This is a genomic window from Streptomyces argenteolus (assembly GCF_042902585.1).
In the GTDB taxonomy this organism is placed as follows: Bacteria; Actinomycetota; Actinomycetes; order Streptomycetales; family Streptomycetaceae; genus Streptomyces; species Streptomyces argenteolus.
On sequence record NZ_JBIBEG010000002.1, the window covers coordinates 983,864 to 1,000,694 of the forward strand.

Genomic DNA, 16,831 nt, shown 5'->3' on the forward strand with positions numbered 1-16,831 from the left:
GACGCTACTCGTCCCATCCATGCCTCTCGCTGCGGCCAGTGTACGGGTCCGTACGGGGGACGGCCGACCGGTTTATCCGCAGCGCGGTCCGTGACCCGAATGGCCATACGGGGCGGACGGGGTCCGCCGGAGCGTGCCGAGGCGGATTACGGCGCGGGGAGCTGGGCACAACGGTTGCAGGCGCGCCACTGCCCGGCCGCGGGGAGGGGCGAACCGGCGGCGTGCCCCGTTGCCGCGGGGCTGGGGTCGATTTATCGTCCCAGCACGATTCGCGTGCAAGATCACAATATGTGAAGGGGCCGCGGCCATGGTGGCGAAGAAGACCGCCGCATCGAGTACGGCGTCCGAAGCATCCACGGCTGCGGCTGCCGGGGACAAGGCCCACGACGCGGCCGAGGAGACCGGTCCGGAGACGGGCCGGGAGAGACCGGCGAAGAAGGCCGCGAAGAAGGCGGCGAAGAAGAGCGCGGCGAAGAAGAGCACGGCGAAGAAGAGCACGGCGAAGAAGAGCACGGCCAAGACCGACGCAGCCGAGAAGGCTTCGAAGAAGGCCACGGGGGCGGCTCAGGCCGCCGAGCAGACAGGAGCCCACACGGTGGTAGCCAAGAAGAGCGCGGCCCGGACCACGGCAGTCGGAGAGGGCACCGCGACCGCGGTTCCCCCCGCCAGGGTCGCCGCGGCGACCGCGCCGGGAGACCTCGCCGTCAGGCCGGGAGAGGATCCCTGGACCGCGGAGGAGGTGGAGGCGGCGCGGACCGAGCTGACCGGCGAGGTCACACGGCTGCGGACCGAACTGGAGGCGTCCGGAGAGGCCCTGGCGGGCCTGATGCGCGACTCCGGCGACGGGGCCGGGCACGACGACGCGGACACCGGTACGAAGAACATCACCCGTGAGCACGAGCTGTCCCTCGCGGCCCACGCCCAGGAGACCCTGGACCAGACCGAGCGCGCGCTCGCCCGGCTCGACGCGGGGACGTACGGGCTCTGCGAGGTCTGCGGCAAGCCCATCGGCAAGGCCAGGATGCAGGCGTTCCCCAGGGCCACACTCTGCGTGGAGGACAAGCAGAAGCAGGAGCGCCGGGGATAGGGCTCCTCGGCCGGGCCGTGCCGGGGCACGGGTGCCCCGGCCCCCGCCCGTCCGGGCCCCTCCGGGCGGTCCGGGGCCGGAGGCCCCCCATCGCCCGGGTGTGTCGTACCCTCGTCCTCAGTCAGGCACCTAGGTTGAGGGACTCACGTGGCAGAGGCGGAGCGCATCATCGGTACGCCGGATATCCCCGATGCCGAGGGGGCTGACGGAGCGGAGCCCGAGCAGCCCGCCGGGGGCTCGTCCCCGGCCGAGGGCGAGGGCGCGAACGGCCGGGGCGGCAAGAAGGTCCTGGTCCTCCTCGTCGTGGCCGTCCTGGCCTACCTGCTGGACCTGGGCAGCAAGATGCTCGTGGTCGCGAAGCTGGAGCACGAGGAACCGATCGAGATCTTCGGCGAGTGGCTCAAGTTCGACGCCATCCGCAACGCGGGCGCCGCCTTCGGGATCGGCGAGGCGTTCACCTTCATCTTCACGGCCATCGCGGCCGTCGTGATCGTCGTGATCGTCCGGCTGGCCCGCAAGCTCTACAGCCTGCCGTGGGCCGTCGCGCTCGGTCTGCTGCTCGGCGGGGCACTCGGCAACCTCACCGACCGCATCTTCCGCGCGCCGGGCGTGTTCGAGGGCGCGGTGGTCGACTTCATCGCCCCGGCCCACTTCGCCGTCTTCAACCTCGCCGACTCCGCGATCGTGTGCGGCGGAATCCTCATCGTGATCCTCTCCTTCAAGGGCCTGGACCCCGACGGCACCGTGCACAAGGACTAGTGGGCGCAAGGCATACTCGACGGGTGAGTACGTATCCCGAGGTCCGCACCCTGCCCGTACCCGACGGTCTGGAGGGCGAGCGCGTCGACGCCGCCATCTCCCGTATGTTCGGTTTCTCCCGTACCAAGGCCGCAGAGCTCGCGGCTGCCGGGAAGGTGCAGGTGGACGGTGTGCTCGCCGGGAAGTCCGAGCGGGTGCACGGCGGCGCCTGGATGGAAGTGGAGATGCCGCAGGCACCCGCTCCGGTCCAGATCGTCGCCGAGCCCGTCGAGGGCATGGAGATCGTTCACGACGACGACGACATCGTCGTCATCATGAAGCCGGTCGGGGTCGCCGCCCACCCCAGCCCCGGCTGGACCGGCACGACCGTCATCGGCGGCCTCGCCGCGGCCGGCTACCGCATCTCGACGTCGGGCGCCGCCGAGCGCCAGGGCATCGTGCACCGGCTGGACGTCGGCACCTCGGGCCTGATGGTCGTGGCCAAGTCCGAGCGGGCCTACACGCTGCTCAAGGCCCAGTTCCGCGACCGGGTCGTCGTGAAGAAGTACCACGCCCTGGTGCAGGGCCACCCCGACCCGATGAGCGGCACCATCGACGCGCCCATCGGCCGTCACCCGCAGCACGACTACAAGTGGGCCGTCACCGCCGAGGGCAAGCCCTCCGTGACGCACTACGACCTCATCGAGGCCTACCGCGCGGCCAGCCTGCTCGACATCAAGCTGGAGACCGGGCGCACCCACCAGATCCGGGTGCACATGTCCGCCCACCGTCACCCGTGCGTCGGCGACCTCACCTACGGCGCCGACCCCACGATGGCCAAGCGCCTCGGCCTCACCCGCCAGTGGCTGCACGCGGTCCGGCTCGGCTTCGAGCACCCCTCCGACGGCAGCTGGGTGGAGTTCGAGAGCACCTACCCGGACGATCTGCGCCGGGCCCTCGACACGATCGCGGCGGAGAGCCAGTGACCTCCGCAGCCGCGCCGTACAGCACCCGCAGGGCCCTCGCCGAACCGGACCTCGCGGCCTGCTTCCAGGTCCGCAAGGACGTCTTCGTCGGTGAGCAGCAGGTGCCCGAGGAGATCGAGTACGACGCCTACGACGCGACGGCCGTGCACGTCCTCGCCGTCGGCGCGGACGGCTCCGCGCTCGGCACGGGACGGCTGCTGCACGGTGAGGCCGCGGCGGGGAAGACCGGTGGGGACCACACCGTCGGCTCGCTCGGCCGGCTCGCCGTGACCCGTGAGGCCCGTGGCCTGGGTGTCGGGGCCGCGCTGGTCCGCGCCCTCGAGGACGAGGCCCGCGCGCTGGGTCTGTCCGCCGTCGACCTGCACGCCCAGACGCACGCGCTCGGCTTCTACGAGCGGCTCGGCTACACGGCGTACGGCCCCGAGTTCCCGGACGCCGGGATGCCGCACCGGGCGATGCGCCGCACGCTCTGAGCGCGGCCCGCACGGGGGTGCCACAGGTCCGCCGGTCCCGCGTGGCACGCTGGGAGGCCTGACCGGCTGATCGACGGGCCCTGAGCCCGGCCCGCTGCGGAAGGCACGACGTGGACCAGATGGCACTCCTGCTCCTGCTTCTCCTGGGAGCGGTGGTGACGGTGCCACTGGGGGAGCGGCTGCGTCTGCCCGCCCCGGTGCTGATGACGCTCGCCGGGGTCGGCATGGCCTTCGCGAGCTTCGTCCCGGACGTGGACATCCCGCCCGAGATCATTTTGCCCGCTCTGCTGCCACCCCTGCTCTACGCCTCGGTGCAGCGCACCTCCTGGCGGCAGTTCGCGGCCAACAAACGGCCGATCTTCCTGCTGGCGGTCGCCCTCGTCTTCGTCACGACGGCGGCCGTGGCCACCGTCGCGAACGCCGTGGTGCCCGGCCTGCCCATCGCCGCCGCCGTCGCCTTGGGCGCCCTCGTCGCGCCCCCCGACCCGGTCGCGGCCACGGCGGTCGCGGGCTCGGTCGGACTGCCGCGCAGGCTCGTCTCCATCCTGGAGGGGGAGGGGCTGTTCAACGACGTCACGGCCATCGTGCTGTACCACGTGGCGATCGCCGCCGCCGTCAGCGGCACCTTCTCGCTCCCCGAGGCGTTCGGCCTCCTCGTCCTGTCCGCCGTGGTGGCCGTGGTCGTCGGCCTGGTGCTCGGCTGGCTGACCATCAAGCTGATGGGGATGCTCGGCGACGCCACCCTCCAGGTCGGTCTGACGCTGCTGGTGCCCTTCGTCAGCTACGTGCTCGCCGAGGAGCTGATGGGCTCCGGCGTGCTCGCCGTCCTCACCACCGCGCTCTTCCTCGCCGAGCACACGGCGGACGCCGACGACGTGCTCGGGCGGCTCACGGGCCGCTCCTTCTGGGAGATCGTCGACACCCTGGTGACCGGCGTCGCCTTCGGTCTCATCGGACTGGAACTCCACAGCGTCTTCGGTACGGCCGACGGACGGGAGCTGCGGTTCCTCGGGTGGGGGCTGGCCGTCGTCGCCGTCGTCGTCGGCGTACGCCTCCTGTGGCTGCTGCCGGCCACCTGGCTCGCCAAGCGGCTGCACACCCGCCGTGACTACAGCGAGGAGATCCCCACCAGCTGGCGCGAGACGGTCGTCATGTGGTGGGCCGGGATGCGCGGGGTGGCCTCGGTGGCGCTGGCACTGGCGATCCCGCTGGAGACCGACGACGGGAGACCCTTCCCCGGCCGGGACGAGATCATCTTCGTCGCGTTCGCCGTGATCATGGTCACGCTGGTGTTCCAGGGCCTGACCCTGCCGTGGCTCGTGCGCAAGCTCGGCGTACGGGCCGACACGGACGCGGAACAGGCCCTGGAACGGGATCTCGCGATCCGGGCGGCGAAGGCGGCCAAGCGCCGGCTCAAGGAGATCGAGGACGCCGAGGACCTCCCCGAGGAGGTCCAGGAGAGGCTCCAGCGCGCGGCGTACGACATCGGGGCGCGGATCAGCCCCGACATGGTCGACGACGAGCGGCGCGAGGCGTACGCCCAGCGTGCCGAGCGCTTCAGGGTGTTCGGCCGGGTGCAGCGCGAACTGCTCTCGGCCGCCCGTCACGAGGTGCTCTCGGCGCGCAGCGAACCCGGATCGGACCCGGAGGTCGTCGACCGGGTCCTGCGCTACCTGGACGTGCGCAGCCTGCGCTGACGAGGCCTCGGGTCACGGCGGTTCAGCCGCGCCCGGTGCGCGGGGCCTTGTCCGGGGTCGGCACGTGACCGTTGACGCCGGGGCGGCCGGTGTCCGCGCCCGTCAGCTCCCGCCAGTGGTCGCCGGGGGGCAGAGCCGCGGGCGAGGTCACCACCCGGGGCAGTGCGTACGGGTGGTTGTCCCGCAGCCAGCCGATCATCTGCTCCCGCACGGCGCAGCGCACCGTCCAGATGTCGTCCGCGTCCTTCGCGGTGACCACCGCCCGCACCTCGATGGTGGTGGGGGTGCTGTCCGTGACCGCCAGGGACCAGTCGCGGCCGTCCCAGGCGGCGCACTCGCCGAGAATGTCCCGCAGACGGTCGCGCATCGCCGCGATCGGCGCCGAGTGGTCGAGCTGGAAGAACACGGTGCCCGTCATCTGCACCCCGCCGCGCGACCAGTTCTCGAACGGCTTGCTCGTGAAGTAGGACACGGGCATCGTGATCCGCCGCTCGTCCCAGGTCCGCACCGCGAGGAAGGTCAGGGTGATCTCCTCGACCGTGCCCCACTCCCCGTCCACCACCACGGTGTCGCCGATCCGGACCATGTCGCCGAAGGCGATCTGGAAGCCCGCGAAGAGGTTGCCGAGGGTCGACTGGGCCGCGACACCGGCGACGATGCCCAGCACACCGGCCGACGCCAGCATCGATGTGCCGACCGTACGCATCGCCGGGAAGGTGAGCAGCATCGCGGCGACCGCGACGGTGGCCACCACGGCGGTGACGACGCGCTGGATCAGGGTGACCTGGGTCCGGACCCGGCGGACGCGCGCGGGATCACGGGTGGACGTCGCGTAGCGGGCGTACGAGGACTGCACGACGGTGGCCGCGACACGGATCACCAGCCAGGCCGACGCCGCGATGAGTACCAGAGTCAGTACCTGGCCGATCGCCGCCCGGTTGTCCCGGACCACCTCGAGCCGGAGCTGCCCGAAGCTGGCCCGCAGCAGCGCGGTGCAGAGCACGACCTGCAGCGGTGGCCGGCAGAGGCGGAGCAGACCCCAGACCGGAGTGTCGTGGTGGCGGCCGTCGGCACGCCGGAGCAGCAGGTCGACCAGCCAGCCGACGGCCAGCGTGATCACCACCGATCCGCCCACGACCACGAGCGGTCGCAGTATGTTCTCCATTCCCTCGTCCTCCAAGCGTCAGGGCACAGCTGGCACCATGGGCCTCATGAACATCATGCTTTTCCACTCGACCTTCGGTCTGCGGCCCGCTGTGCACGCGGCTGCCGACCGGCTGCGTGCGGCCGGCCACGAGGTGCGCGTGCCCGATCTTTTCGAGGGGCACACCTTCGACACCGTCGAGGAGGGAATGGCCTTCAAGGAACAGGTGGGCAAGGACGAGCTGCTCAAGCGCGCCGTGCTGGCCGCCGCGCCCTACTCCGACCAGGGCCTCGTCTACGCCGGCTTCTCCTTCGGGGCGTCGGTGGCGCAGACCCTCGCCCTGGGCGACGCCAAGGCGCGCGGGCTGCTGCTGCTCCACGGCACGTCGGACATCGCGGAGAACGCCTCGGTGGACGAACTGCCCGTACAGCTGCACGTGGCCGACCCCGACCCGTTCGAGTCGCCCGACTGGCTGAACAGCTGGTACCTCCAGATGCAGCGCACCGGCGCGGACGTCGAGGTCTACCGCTATCCCGGCGCCGGGCACCTGTACACCGACGCGGACCTGCCCGATTTCGACCAGGCCGCCGCCGACCTCACGTGGAAGGTCTCGCTCGGCTTCCTCGCCACGCTGTGACCACGGACGAGGGCCGCGCACCCCGGTGCGCGGCCCTCGTGGCGGTGCTGCCGGGTCAGCCGGCCCGGTAGGCGGTCCAGCTGTCGCTCATGCGCTGCACCTGGCCCGCGGTGAACTGGTACATGCACGCGTCGTACGTGTAGTCCATGAAGTTGTGGATGGGGTCCACACCGGTCTTGCTGGTGCAGGAGTCACGGCCCGTGGGGCACTCGTAGGCGGGGCTCTTCTCGGCCGGGGTGTCGGTGACGTAGTCGCCGTTGCCGTTACAGCCGCCCTGGAAGGTGTGGTACAGCCCCATCCAGTGGCCGACCTCGTGGGTGGCCGTGTCGCCCTCGTCGTAGTGGGTCGCCGCGCCGCCGGGCAGCGAGGTGTCGAGGACCACCACGCCGTCCATCGACGGGTTCGACTTGTAGGAGCTCGGGAAGGTGGCCCAGCCCAGGAGGCCGCCGCCCAGGTTGGCGGTGTACACGTTGAGCGCGCCGGCGCCGCCCTTGCGCAGCGCCGTCTTCATGGCCTTTTCGGCGGTCGATCCCGAGCTCAGGTTGTACCAGGAGGCGTTGTCCGTGTAGTCCGTGGCGGCGAGGGTGAAGCGGAAGCCGGAGTCGGTGTTCCCGGTGCCCTGGCCGCTGTAGGCGGCGTTGAGCACGGCGAGCTGGTTGTTGATCTGCGTGGCCGTGAGCTTGCCGGTCGTCCCCGAGTGGATCACGTGGAAGTAGACCGGCACGGTCGCTCCCGCGGCGAGTGCGGAGCCGGTCACTCTTCGGTCCGCCAGCTTCTCTCTCAGGTCCGCGTCCATGGCCTTGGCCTTGGACGCGCTGACCTCGTTGGGCTCGGCGGCGTGGGCGGAGCCGCCGGGGTGGGCCTCACGGGCCGTCGCGCTCGCGGTGGTGGCGCACTCCTCGGCGGTGGGGGCCGCCGCCGCGGCACTCCCCGGCGCGGTGGAGAGCGGAGCCAGGGCCAGAGTTCCGGCCAGGACGGCGATGCTCAGAGCGGGGCGGCGCAAACGGTTTGATATGCGTACAAGAGCGCGCACGATGACTCCTCGCGGACATGTGGGGGAGGGACTTCCTCACCCGCCGCCGGGAGGTTACGTGCCCATGTCACATCCTGAAGAGGATCGATCAAGCCCAATCAATGCAGGTGCGTAAGGGGACAATGCCGAGAAAAATTTCGGTCCGCCTCGGGGTTTGAGAAGAGAACGTCATGTGAGGCGCAACGCGGTCGGACGATGTGTCCACATTCGGAATCGTGGACACATCGCCCGGCGTGACGGGGTGTCACCGCGTCGGCGGAGTGCCGGATGGCTGAAACTGTTCGGTCAGCGCACCGGGGCGTCGGCCCGTTCCGTCTTCTGCGTGCCGCTGAGCGTGCGGTAGGAGCGGACCCAGGCGGCCGTCGCGTCCCTGCTCGTCTTGTCGGACACCGCGTAGTAGTCCATCTGGGAGCGCTCGGCCGTCACGTCCAGGACTCCGTAGCCGTGCGAGTCCATGTCCACCCACTTCACATGGCGGTTGGCGGCCTTGACCGCCGCCGCAGCCACCACCGAGACGGTCCGGGGGGCGACGCGCAGGATGTCGTCCAGATTGTCCGAGGTCACGGACGTCACCACGAACTCGGTGGCCGCCGAGGCGGACAGCGGATAGGTGGCCGCCTTCACCGGCACGTCGTTGGCCCACGCCATGTGGATGTCCCCGGTCAGGAAGACGGTGTCGGTGATGCCGCGGTCCCGCAGATGCGAGATCAGCTCCTTGCGGTCGTCCGTGTAGCCGTCCCACTGGTCGACGTTGACCGCCAGCCCTTCCCCGGGGAGCCCGAGCAGCTCCGCGAGCGGCGCCAGCAGTTCGGCCGGGAGCGAACCGAAGGCCACCGGCGAGATCATCACCGAGGTGCCGACCAGCTTCCAGCGGGCGCCCGACGCGGCCAGCCCGGCCTTCAGCCAGTCCAGTTGCCCGCGTCCGGTGATCGACCGCTCCGGATCGTCGACCGCGCCGTCGCCGATCGACGCCTGCTCGGAACGGAAGCTGCGCAGGTCGAGCAGGTGCAGTTCGGCCAGCTGACCGAAGCTCAGGCGCCGGTAGACGGTCCCCTCGGTCGACGCCCGGACCGGCATCCACTCGAAGTACGCCTGCTTCGCCGCGGCCACCCGCGCGGCCCAGTCGCCCTCGGAGCCGGGGGTGTGGTTCTCGGCACCGCCCGACCAGGCGTCGTTGGCGAACTCGTGGTCGTCCCAGATCGCGATCACCGGATGTGCGGCGTGCAGGGCCTGGAGGTCGGTGTCCGTCTTGTACGTGGCGTGCCGGAGGCGGTAGTCGGCGAGGGTGGTGATCTCGTGGAGCGGGGCGTGGGGACGTACGACGGTGTCCTGGGTCGGGTAACTGCCGGAGGCGTACTCGTAGATGTAGTCGCCCAGGTGCAGCACGGCGTCGAGATCGGCACGGGCCGCGAGATGGCGGTACGGGGAGAACCAGCCGGCCTCCCAGTTGGCGCAGGACACCACGCCGAACCTGATCCCGGGGACGGCCGCCCCGGCGGCGGGCGCCGTGCGGGTGCGGCCGACAGGGGAGAGGATGCCCTGACCGCCCTCCGTCCCGCCGGGTGCCGCCGCGAAGCGGAACCAGTACGTCGTGGCCGGGCGCAGTCCCCGGACATCGACCTTGACGGTGTGGTCGGCCTCGGCCCGTGCGACGGCCGTGCCCCGGGCCGCGACCCGGGTGAAGGCCCTGTCCTCGGCCACCTCCCAGACCACCCCTGCCGGGGCGCCGGCACCGGAGCCGGGCACGGCGTCCGGCGAAGGGGTGACGCGGGTCCACAGGAGGATGCCGTCGGGAAGCGGGTCGCCGGAGGCGACGCCGTGCAGGAAGGCCGGGCCGTCGGCGGCGCGGGCGGTGGTCGCTGCGAGCACGGGCGCGGCGACCGCGGTGGCTGCGGCGGCCTTGACCACCGTGCGGCGGGTGGGTGCGGCGGAGAGGTGTCGTCTGGTCACGGCCGATCACCCTACTGGCGGGTATGGCGAACAGGCGGGCGAACAAAGGAAGTTCGCCCGCCTGATGGCCGGATGTCGCCAGGAGTTACGTCCGTGGTCGGCGCCCGGCCGTGACTTCTCCCGGCCGACCGGTCGGCCCGTGTCGGTTTTCGGCGGGCTGTCACCGGCCCCGCCGCGGGACCGGTGACAGGCGGCCGGTCCCGCGGGACGGTCAGCCCTTCAGCGCCTTGGCGATCGCCGTGTTGTACTCCGCCACCGTCATGGGGGCGTTCTTGCTGCCCTCGGCGGTCACGGTCTTGCCGTCCATCTTCAGCGTCGGCGTCCCCTGCACCCCGCTCTTGTCGAAGGCCTTGGACATCTTGATCGCCCAGGCGTCGTACGTGCCGTCCTCGACGTCCTTCTGGAAGGCCTTGTTCCCCTTCAGCGCGTCCACCGAGTCCGCCACCTCGATCAGGTAGCTGTCCTTGGCGAACTTGTCGTTCGCCTCCTCGGGGTGGTACTTCGCGGAGTACAGCGCGGCCTTGTACTCCAGGAAGGCGTCGGTGCTCACGTTCAGCGCGGCGCCCAGGGCGCTCAGGGCGTTCTTCGAGCCCTCGCCGTTGTCCGAGTTGTCGATGAAGGTCGCGCCCACGTACTTGATCTTGTACTTGCCGGCCTCGACGTCCTTGGCGACCGTCTCGCCGACGGTCTGCTCGAAGGTGGCGCAGATCGGGCAGCGCGAGTCCTCGTACAGCTCCAGGGTCTTCTTGGCGCTCGACTCGCCGATCACCACGGTCGTGCCGTCGTCACCCGAGGTGTTCCTGGGCGCCGTGACGTTCTTCGCGTCGGCCGCCGCCTCCCAGGCGGAGGGCTTGTTCAGCTGCATCACGCCGTAGCTGACACCGCCGGCGATCGCCAGCACGGCCACGACCGAGACGCCCACGACGATCTGCTTGCGTGCCTTGTCCTTCTTGGCCTGGCGCTCGCGCTCCACGCGCAGCCGCTCGCGGGCGGCGGACTTGTTGGCCTGGCTGTTGCGCTTGCTCATGGGTACTCCGTAACGCGGGGGATGGCTCAGGGGTTCTTCCGTACTCAGGCGGGGGTGAGGGCCGAGCGCGGAGGGCCCCTGCGGCCCACGGAGTGCGTCAGGAACCGGGCCGGGGCGAGCGGGTGCGGCCGGCCCGCGCGGCGGGCGCCGGACCGCGGCCCGGGCCGGGGCGCGGAAGCCACGGCGAACGCGGTCAGCAGCGGGCGGAAGGCGAAGGCGGCTGCCGCCGCCAGCAGACCTGCCAGCGCCGCCTCGCCGCGCCGCAGCCAGACCGCAGCGAGCAGGCCGACCGTCACATGCGCGGCCAGCAGCAGCCACGGCACGGCGGGCCCCGGCGAGGCGAGCAGCGCGGCGGCGTGGCCGCCCGTGGCGGTCACGCCGGCCAGCGGGGTGCCGACCGCGGCCACGCCGGAGAGCCGGTCCGCCGTGCCGGCGTCGCCGCCGCAGAGCACGTCGACGCCCACGGAGCGCAGCGGACCCGCGATCGGACCGCCCGCCGCCCCGTAACAGAGGTGCTGGCCGGTGGTGAACACCGTGTCGGCGGCCAGTTCCAGCGGGACGAGCAGTCCGGCGATCGCGCCGAACCCACGCTCCCGGCCCGCCAGCGCGAACGCCACGGCGAAGACGGCGCCGGCCAGCAGGCCGACCGCCGTCAGCGGCAGCGGGACCCGGGAGAGCAGCACATGGGAGGCGGAGGAGAGCGTGACGACGAGCGCGGTGAACAGCGCCGCGCGTACCGCTCTGATCTGCGTCCCTGATACGTCCATCGCCGGAGAGTGTGTCATGGCTACCTGTAAGCGAGCCCTAAGGACGCCCGAGGCCGCTCACAGGCCCGGGATGCGGCCGTTGCGGAAGAGGTCGACGAAGATCTGGTGGTCCGCGCGGGCCCGGGCGCCGTAGCTGTGGGCGAAGTCGACCAGCAGCTCCCCGAAGCCCTCCTCGTCGGCGGCGATGGCCGCGTCGATGGCGCGCTCCGTGGAGAAGGGCACCAGCGAGTGCCCGCTCTCGTCGTCCGCGGCGGAGTGCATCGTCGCCGTGGCCCGGCCGAGGTCGGCGACGACCGCCGCGATCTCCTCCGGCTCGTCGATGTCGGACCAGTCCAGATCCACCGCGTAGGGCGAGACCTCGGCGACGAGCTGACCCGCCCCGTCCAGCTCGGTCCAGCCCAGCCACGGGTCGGCGTGCGCCTGGAGCGCCCGCTGGGAGATCACCGTGCGGTGGCCCTCGTGCTGGAAGTAGTCCCGCACCGACGCGTCCGTGATGTGCCGGGAGACGGCAGGGGTCTGCGCCTGCTTGAGGTAGATCACCACGTCGTTCTCCAGGGCGTCGCTGTTGCCCTCCAGGAGGATGTTGTACGACGGCAGGCCGGCCGACCCGATGCCGATGCCCCGGCGGCCGACGACGTCCTTCACCCGGTAGGAGTCGGGCCGGGCCAGGCTCGACTCCGGCAGCGTCTCCAGATAGCCGTCGAAGGCGGCGAGCACCTTGTAGCGCGTTGCCGCGTCCAGGTCGATCGCACCGCCGCCGGCCGCGAACCTGCGCTCGAAGTCCCGGATCTCCGTCATCGAGTCCAGCAGCCCGAACCGGGTCAGGGAACGGGCGACCCGGAGCGCGCCCAGGAGCGGGCCGTCGGCGGTGTCCAGGGTGAAGGGCGGCACCTCGTCGTTCTTGGCGCCCGTGGCCAGGGCGTGGACGCGCTCGCGGTACGCGGCGGCGTAGACCCGGACGAGCTCCGAGATCTGCTCGTCGCTCAGCGCCTTCGCGTAACCGATCAGGGCCACCGAGGCGGCGAAGCGCTTGAGGTCCCAGGTGAAGGGGCCCACGTAGGCCTCGTCGAAGTCGTTGACGTTGAAGACGAGCCGGCCGTTGGCATCCATGTACGTGCCGAAGTTCTCGGCGTGCAGATCGCCGTGGATCCACACCCGGCTCGTGCGCTCGTCCAGGTAGGCGCCGCCCTGCCGCTCACGCTCCAGGTCGGCGTAGAACAGCCCGGCCGAGCCCCGGTAGAAGGCGAAGGCCGAGCCGGCCATCTTGCGGAACTTCACCCGGAACGCGGCGGGGTCGGCGGCCAGGAGCTGCCCGAACGCGGTGTCGAAAACGGCGAGGATCTGCTCCCCGCGCTGCTCTGCGCCGGTCTGCGTGTCCGACATCGCTCGGTGCCTCCTGGTACATGGCGTTCATGACAAAAGGGACGGGCGTCCCCGGTCTTCCAACGCGCGACCGTACCCCGGAGTGCCCGTCGTCCGTCACCGCGGCGACGTAGACTTCCACGCTGTCCCCCCGAGCCGTCATCGCCCGTCCGTCACCCGGCCACCACCCCTCGCCGAGGCGCTCCGCGCCACACGTTCACCGAATTCCGGAGGCACAGCGCCGTGAGCAAGCCGCCCTTCACGCACCTGCACGTCCACACCCAGTACTCGCTGCTGGACGGTGCCGCGCGGCTCAAGGACATGTTCGAGGCGGCCAACGAGATGGGCATGTCGCACATCGCGATGACCGACCACGGCAACCTCCACGGCGCCTACGACTTCTTCCACTCGGCCAAGAAGGCGGGGGTGACGCCGATCATCGGGATCGAGGCGTACGTCGCCCCCGAGTCCCGCAAGCACAAGCGGAAGATCCAGTGGGGGCAGCCGCACCAGAAGCGGGACGACGTCTCGGGTTCCGGTGGCTACACCCACAAGACGATCTGGGCGGCGAACAGCACGGGGCTGCACAACCTCTTCAGGCTCTCCTCGGACGCGTACGCCGAGGGCTGGCTGCAGAAGTGGCCGCGCATGGACAAGGAGACCATCTCCCAGTGGTCCGAGGGCCTGATCGCCTCCACCGGGTGCCCCTCCGGCGAGGTGCAGACCCGGCTGCGGCTCGGCCAGTTCGACGAGGCCGTCCAGGCGGCCTCCGACTACAAGGACATCTTCGGCGAGGGCCGGTACTTCCTGGAGCTGATGGACCACGGCATCGAGATCGAGCGCCGGGTCCGTGACGGGCTGCTGGAGATCGGCAAGAAGCTGAACATCCCGCCGCTCGTGACGAACGACTCGCACTACACCTACGCGCACGAGGCGACCGCGCACGACGCCCTGCTCTGCATCCAGACCGGCAAGAACCTCTCGGACCCCGACCGCTTCCGCTTCGACGGCACGGGCTACTACCTCAAGACGACGGAGGAGATGTACGCGGTCGACTCCTCCGACGCCTGGCAGGAGGGCTGCGCCAACACCCTCCTGGTCGCGCAGCAGATCGACACCACGGGCATGTTCGAGAAGCGCGACCTGATGCCGAAGTTCGAGATCCCGGACGGCTTCACCGAGGTCACCTGGTTCCAGGAGGAGGTCCGGGCCGGGATGGAGCGCCGCTACCCGGGCGGTGTCCCCGAGGACCGGCAGCAGCAGGCCGAGTACGAGATGGACATCATCATCCAGATGGGGTTCCCGGGGTACTTCCTCGTCGTCGCCGACTTCATCATGTGGGCCAAGAACAACGGCATCGCGGTGGGACCCGGCCGTGGATCCGCCGCCGGCTCGATCGTCGCGTACGCCATGGGCATCACCGACCTCGACCCGATCACCCACGGGCTGATCTTCGAGCGCTTCCTCAACCCCGAGCGCGTCTCCATGCCCGATGTCGACATCGACTTCGACGAGCGCAGGCGCGTCGAGGTGATCCGGTACGTGACCGAGAAGTACGGCGCCGACAAGGTCGCCATGATCGGCACCTACGGCAAGATCAAGGCCAAGAACGCCATCAAGGACTCGGCCCGTGTCCTGGGCTACCCGTACGCGATGGGTGACCGCCTCACCAAGGCCATGCCCGCCGACGTGCTCGGCAAGGGCATCGACCTCAGCGGCATCACCGACCCGAAGCACCCGCGCTACAGCGAGGCGGGCGAGATCCGGGGGATGTACGAGAACGAGCCTGATGTCCGGAAGGTCATCGACACCGCGAAGGGCGTCGAGGGCCTCGTCCGGCAGATGGGCGTGCACGCCGCAGGCGTGATCATGTCCAGCGAGCCGATCGTCGACCACGCCCCGGTGTGGGTGCGGCACACCGACGGCGTCACCATCACGCAGTGGGACTACCCCCAGTGCGAGTCGCTCGGCCTGCTGAAGATGGACTTCCTCGGCCTGCGCAACCTGACGATCATGGACGACGCCATCAAGATGGTGAAGGCCAACAAGGGCGTCGAGCTGGAGATGCTCGCCCTCCCGCTGGACGACCCCAAGACGTACGAGCTGCTCTGCCGCGGTGACACGCTCGGGGTGTTCCAGTTCGACGGCGGCCCCATGCGCTCGCTGCTGCGCCAGATGCAGCCCGACAACTTCGAGGACATCTCCGCCGTCTCGGCCCTCTACCGGCCGGGCCCGATGGGCATGAACTCGCACACGAACTACGCCGAGCGCAAGAACGGCCGCCAGGAGATCACCCCGATCCACCCGGAGCTGGAGGAGCCGCTCAAGGAGACGCTCGGCCTGACCTACGGCCTCATCGTCTACCAGGAGCAGGTCCAGAAGGCCGCCCAGATCATCGCCGGGTACTCCCTCGGCGAGGCCGACATCCTGCGCCGCGTGATGGGCAAGAAGAAGCCGGAGGAGCTGGCGAAGAACTTCGTCCTCTTCCAGGCCGGCGCCAAGAAGAACGGCTATTCCGACCAGGCCATCCAGGCGCTCTGGGACGTCCTGGTCCCCTTCGCCGGATACGCCTTCAACAAGGCGCACTCCTCGGCGTACGGCCTGGTCACCTACTGGACCGCCTACCTCAAGGCGAACTACCCCGCCGAGTACATGGCCGCCCTGCTGACCTCCGTCAAGGACGACAAGGACAAGTCGGCGATCTACCTCAACGAGTGCCGGCGCATGGGCATCAAGGTGCTCCCGCCGAACGTCAACGAGTCCGAGTCGAACTTCGCCGCCCAGGGCGACGACGTGATCCTCTTCGGGCTGACGGCCGTCCGCAACGTCGGGCAGAACGTGGTCGACTCGATCATCAGGTGCCGCAAGGCGAAGGGGAAGTACTCCTCGTTCCCCGACTTCCTCGACAAGGTCGAAGCGGTCGTCTGCAACAAGCGCACCGTGGAGTCGCTCATCAAGGCCGGCGCCTTCGACGAGATGGGACACACGCGCAAGGGGCTCGTCGCCCACCACGAGCCGATGATCGACAACGTGGTGCAGGTCAAGCGCAAGGAGGCCGAGGGGCAGTTCGACCTCTTCGGCGGCATGGGCGACGAGGCGAGCGACGAGCCGGGCTTCGGCCTCGACGTGGAGTTCTCCGACATCGAGTGGGAGAAGTCCTACCTGCTCGCCCAGGAACGCGAGATGCTCGGCCTCTACGTCTCCGACCACCCGCTCTTCGGGCTGGAGCACGTCCTGTCCGACAAGTCGGACGCCGCGATCTCCCAGCTCACCGGGGGCGAGCACGCGGACGGCGCGATCGTCACCGTGGGCGGGATCATCTCCGGCCTCCAGCGCAAGATGACCAAGCAGGGCAACGCCTGGGCCATCGCCACCGTGGAGGACCTCGCGGGCTCCATCGAGTGCATGTTCTTCCCGGCGACCTACCAGCTGGTCTCGACCCAGCTCGTCGAGGACACCGTCGTCTTCGTCAAGGGACGCCTCGACAAGCGCGAGGACGTCCCGCGCCTGGTCGCCATGGAGATGCAGGTGCCCGACATCTCCAACGCCGGGTCCAACGCGCCCGTCGTCCTGACCATCCCCACGGTCAGGGTCACCCCGCCCATGGTCAGCCGGCTCGGCGAGGTCCTCAGCAACCACCGCGGCGACACCGAGGTGCGCATCAGGCTCCAGGGGCCCCGCAAGACCACCGTGCTCCGGCTCGACCGGCACCGCGTCAAGCCCGACCCGGCCCTCTTCGGCGACCTGAAGGTGCTGCTCGGCCCGTCCTGCCTGGCCGGCTGAGACCCGGCCTCCCCCGGAACAGCGAGAGGGGCGGCCCCCCCGGGGGGGGGGGGCCCCCCCCCGCCGCGGGGGCCCGCCGGGGGGGGGGGGTGGGGGCCACCCCACGGGTGGGGGGGCGGGCGCGCCGCCCGGGGGCGCCGCGCCCCC

The 16,831-nt window shown here is 70.6% G+C and carries 13 protein-coding genes; 7 read left to right on the forward strand and 6 right to left on the reverse strand.

The window, feature by feature from the left end:
• Positions 1-307 precede the first annotated feature (307 nt).
• The 5 genes from ACFY8O_RS11000 (at position 308) to ACFY8O_RS11020 (ending at position 4,981) form a co-directional block, all read left to right on the forward strand.
• The gene (locus tag ACFY8O_RS11000) at positions 308-1,087 is read left to right on the forward strand and encodes a TraR/DksA family transcriptional regulator (RefSeq protein ID WP_387900653.1); all 780 of its coding nucleotides are present in this window, start codon (positions 308-310) and stop codon (positions 1,085-1,087) included.
• 147 nt (positions 1,088-1,234) lie between these two features.
• Positions 1,235-1,846 (forward strand): signal peptidase II, encoded by a 612-nt coding sequence (gene lspA, locus ACFY8O_RS11005; RefSeq protein WP_387900655.1) that lies wholly within the window; start codon positions 1,235-1,237, stop codon positions 1,844-1,846.
• Between the two features lie 23 nt (positions 1,847-1,869).
• Positions 1,870-2,811: an RluA family pseudouridine synthase gene (locus tag ACFY8O_RS11010; protein WP_387900657.1), complete on the forward strand. Its 942-nt coding sequence runs from the start codon at positions 1,870-1,872 to the stop codon at positions 2,809-2,811.
• Positions 2,808-3,284 carry a GNAT family N-acetyltransferase gene (locus ACFY8O_RS11015; RefSeq protein ID WP_387900659.1) on the forward strand — a complete coding sequence of 159 codons (477 nt, stop codon included), beginning with the start codon at positions 2,808-2,810 and terminating at the stop codon, positions 3,282-3,284. Before ACFY8O_RS11010 ends, ACFY8O_RS11015 begins: the two co-directional genes overlap by 4 nt.
• 110 nt (positions 3,285-3,394) lie before the next feature.
• Positions 3,395-4,981: a Na+/H+ antiporter gene (locus tag ACFY8O_RS11020; RefSeq protein WP_387900661.1), complete on the forward strand. Its 1,587-nt coding sequence runs from the start codon at positions 3,395-3,397 to the stop codon at positions 4,979-4,981.
• Positions 4,982-5,003: 22 nt separating this feature from the next.
• Here ACFY8O_RS11020 and ACFY8O_RS11025 read toward each other — a convergent pair whose 3' ends face one another.
• Positions 5,004-6,146 carry a mechanosensitive ion channel family protein gene (locus ACFY8O_RS11025; RefSeq protein ID WP_387900662.1) on the reverse strand — a complete coding sequence of 381 codons (1,143 nt, stop codon included), beginning with the start codon at positions 6,144-6,146 and terminating at the stop codon, positions 5,004-5,006.
• A 37-nt stretch (positions 6,147-6,183) separates the two neighbouring features.
• On the opposite strand from ACFY8O_RS11025, the gene ACFY8O_RS11030 reads away from it, so the two are divergent.
• Positions 6,184-6,762 carry a dienelactone hydrolase family protein gene (locus tag ACFY8O_RS11030; RefSeq protein ID WP_145802180.1) on the forward strand — a complete coding sequence of 193 codons (579 nt, stop codon included), beginning with the start codon at positions 6,184-6,186 and terminating at the stop codon, positions 6,760-6,762.
• Between the two features lie 55 nt (positions 6,763-6,817).
• Here the strand turns inward: ACFY8O_RS11030 and ACFY8O_RS11035 are convergent, their stop codons facing one another.
• From ACFY8O_RS11035 to ACFY8O_RS11055, 5 genes are all read right to left on the reverse strand, one after another.
• Positions 6,818-7,765 (reverse strand): zinc metalloprotease, encoded by a 948-nt coding sequence (locus tag ACFY8O_RS11035; protein WP_387900664.1) that lies wholly within the window; start codon positions 7,763-7,765, stop codon positions 6,818-6,820.
• 315 nt (positions 7,766-8,080) lie between these two features.
• On the reverse strand, positions 8,081-9,745 hold the full coding sequence (locus ACFY8O_RS11040; protein WP_387900666.1) for an alkaline phosphatase D family protein: 1,665 nt from the start codon (positions 9,743-9,745) through the stop codon (positions 8,081-8,083).
• A 211-nt stretch (positions 9,746-9,956) separates the two neighbouring features.
• Positions 9,957-10,772 (reverse strand): thioredoxin domain-containing protein, encoded by an 816-nt coding sequence (locus ACFY8O_RS11045; protein ID WP_387900668.1) that lies wholly within the window; start codon positions 10,770-10,772, stop codon positions 9,957-9,959.
• 44 nt (positions 10,773-10,816) lie between these two features.
• Entirely contained in the window at positions 10,817-11,539 is a 723-nt protein-coding gene (locus tag ACFY8O_RS11050) for a hypothetical protein (RefSeq protein ID WP_387900670.1), read from the reverse strand.
• Positions 11,540-11,596: 57 nt separating this feature from the next.
• The gene (locus tag ACFY8O_RS11055; RefSeq protein ID WP_145802185.1) at positions 11,597-12,922 is read right to left on the reverse strand and encodes a DUF2252 domain-containing protein; all 1,326 of its coding nucleotides are present in this window, start codon (positions 12,920-12,922) and stop codon (positions 11,597-11,599) included.
• Between the two features lie 222 nt (positions 12,923-13,144).
• Between ACFY8O_RS11055 and dnaE the strand changes: the two genes are divergently transcribed.
• On the forward strand, positions 13,145-16,684 hold the full coding sequence (gene dnaE / locus ACFY8O_RS11060) for a DNA polymerase III subunit alpha (protein WP_387900672.1): 3,540 nt from the start codon (positions 13,145-13,147) through the stop codon (positions 16,682-16,684).
• Positions 16,685-16,831 lie beyond the last annotated feature (147 nt).

Excerpts from the sequence above, each read along its gene's own strand:
- ACFY8O_RS11000 (WP_387900653.1), top strand. The coding sequence starts at position 308 with ATGGTGGCGAAGAAGACCGCCGCATCGAGTACGGCGTCCGAAGCATCC.
- ACFY8O_RS11025 (WP_387900662.1), bottom strand. The coding sequence starts at position 6,146 with ATGGAGAACATACTGCGACCGCTCGTGGTCGTGGGCGGATCGGTGGTG.
- ACFY8O_RS11030 (WP_145802180.1), top strand. The coding sequence starts at position 6,184 with ATGGGCCTCATGAACATCATGCTTTTCCACTCGACCTTCGGTCTGCGG.
- ACFY8O_RS11045 (WP_387900668.1), bottom strand. The coding sequence starts at position 10,772 with ATGAGCAAGCGCAACAGCCAGGCCAACAAGTCCGCCGCCCGCGAGCGG.
- ACFY8O_RS11050 (WP_387900670.1), bottom strand. The coding sequence starts at position 11,539 with ATGGACGTATCAGGGACGCAGATCAGAGCGGTACGCGCGGCGCTGTTC.
- ACFY8O_RS11055 (WP_145802185.1), bottom strand. The coding sequence starts at position 12,922 with ATGTCGGACACGCAGACCGGCGCAGAGCAGCGCGGGGAGCAGATCCTC.